The 2,018-nt window shown below is 30.9% G+C and carries 3 protein-coding genes; all 3 read left to right on the top strand.

Features of this window, described 5'->3' with window-relative positions; genetic code table 11:
- A partial coding sequence (locus VK998_RS10710; protein WP_325228132.1) for a DegV family protein occupies positions 1-433 on the top strand: 433 nt, incomplete at its 5' end.
- Positions 434-510: 77 nt separating this feature from the next.
- The gene (locus VK998_RS10705; protein ID WP_325228129.1) at positions 511-1,467 is read left to right on the top strand and encodes an L-threonine 3-dehydrogenase; all 957 of its coding nucleotides are present in this window, start codon (positions 511-513) and stop codon (positions 1,465-1,467) included.
- Positions 1,468-1,580: 113 nt separating this feature from the next.
- Positions 1,581-2,018, top strand: a 438-nt coding sequence (locus tag VK998_RS10700; protein ID WP_325228127.1) for a sugar phosphate nucleotidyltransferase, incomplete at its 3' end; no start/stop codon positions are given.

The following is a 2,018-nucleotide window of genomic DNA, read 5'->3' as shown; positions in this document are numbered from 1 at the left end:
ATTAGATATGGTAGCTTCGGGTAGAACAAAAGAAGAAATAGTAGAATATTTAGAAAACAAGAAGAATGACATGAATGTATACCTTACAGTAGATACATTGGAATATTTAAGAAGGGGCGGTAGACTTTCAGGAGTCCAATCAGCTATAGGACAAGTATTAAACATTAAACCTGTTATTCAATTGAAAGATGGTAAACTTAAGCTATTAGAAAAAGTGCGTGGAAAGAATAAAGCTATAAAAACTATTAGTAATAAGATTCCTGAGGATGTAGAAAAAATAAGTATATGCCATATTTCAACTCATGAAGAAGCTTTGAAATTAAAGAAAAACTTACAGGACAAATTTCCAGAAGCTATTATTTCCATAGATGTACTAGGTCCTGTTATAGGGTGTCATCTAGGACCTAAAGCTATGGGGTTATGTTTTTATTAGACTATATATCCATTTAGATCATTAGTATGATATAATTATATCAAAAGATTATTCTAAAATTAGTGGAGGTGTTTAATATGAGAAAAATTTTAGTAACAGGTGCATTAGGTCAAATTGGCTCTGAGCTTACTATGGGCTTAAGGAAAACCTATGGCAATGATAATGTTATAGCTAGTAGTAGGAGAGTTAAAGAAGGTCATGAAACTCTTATGGAATCAGGAGTATTTGAAATTGTAAATGTTACCGATGCTAAGCAGATTGCTGAGGTAGTAAAGAAACATAAGGTTGATACTATAATCCATCTTGCAGCTATTTTATCAGCTGTAGGAGAACAAAAGCCCCATCAGGCATGGGATGTAAATATGAATGGTTTATATAATGTACTAGAAGTAGCACGAGAAGAAGGATGTTCTGTATTCACTCCAAGTTCTATAGCTGCTTTTGGAGATTCAACTCCAAAAGATAATACTCCACAAGATACAATTCAAAGACCAAATACTATGTATGGAGTAACAAAGGTGGCAGGTGAATTACTATGTGATTATTATTATCATAAATTTAAAGTAGATACTAGAGGTGTACGTTTCCCTGGGCTTATATCTTATGAGACCTTGCCAGGTGGTGGTACTACTGACTATGCAGTACATATCTACTATGAAGCATTAAAAAATAAAAAATATACTAGTTTTATTGCTAAGGGAACTAAGATGGATATGATGTATATGCCTGATGCATTAGAAGCAATAACTACGCTTTTAGAAGCAGATTCATCTAAATTGGTTCATAGAAATGCATTTAATGTTACTGCAATGAGTTTTGAACCTGAAGAAATTGCTGCTTCAATCAAAAGATTAATACCAGAATTTAAACTGGATTATGATGTAGATCCAGCAAGGCAAGCTATAGCAGATTCATGGCCTAATTCTTTGGATGATACTGCAGCTAGAGAAGAATGGGGCTGGAATCCAAAATATGATTTAGATGCTATGACAAAGGATATGTTAGAAAAATTGAAAATCAAACTAGGATTATAGAAATAAAAGAAAGACAAAGTTAATAGCTTTGTCTTTCTTTTTCTTTTTCATATTATCAAATAACCTCTATATTAATATAATATATAAGGAGTGATTATGAAGGGGGTCTTAGATTGAAAGCATTAATTTTATGTGGAGGAAAAGGTACGCGACTTCAACCAATTACTTATACCATACCAAAGCAATTAATTCCAATAGCAAATAAACCACTTATTTTCTATACTATAGATTTACTTTTGAAATCCGGTATAAATGAAATAGGTATAGTTGTAAATGAGAATAACAAATTTATTTTTCAAATTATTCTAAATAAATATTTCAATCAAGATTTTCAATATATTTTACAACACAATCCTAAAGGAATAGCTCATGGACTTTTATCTGCTGAAGAATTTATTGGTAAAGAAAAATTTATTATGATATTAGGAGACAATTCTTTTGATTTTGATTTACAAAATTTCGCTGAAGATTTTAAAACAAATGAAAGCAACTGTAAAATTTTACTGAAAGAAGTAAATAATCCTGAGAAATTTGGAGTGGCCTATATAGGG

Source organism: Schnuerera sp. (assembly GCF_035459645.1).
Taxonomy (GTDB): domain Bacteria; phylum Bacillota; class Clostridia; order Tissierellales; family Tepidimicrobiaceae; genus Schnuerera.
This window is presented reverse-complemented; position numbering and strand designations above follow the sequence as displayed.

Excerpts from the sequence above, each read along its gene's own strand:
- VK998_RS10705 (WP_325228129.1), top strand. The coding sequence starts at position 511 with ATGAGAAAAATTTTAGTAACAGGTGCATTAGGTCAAATTGGCTCTGAG.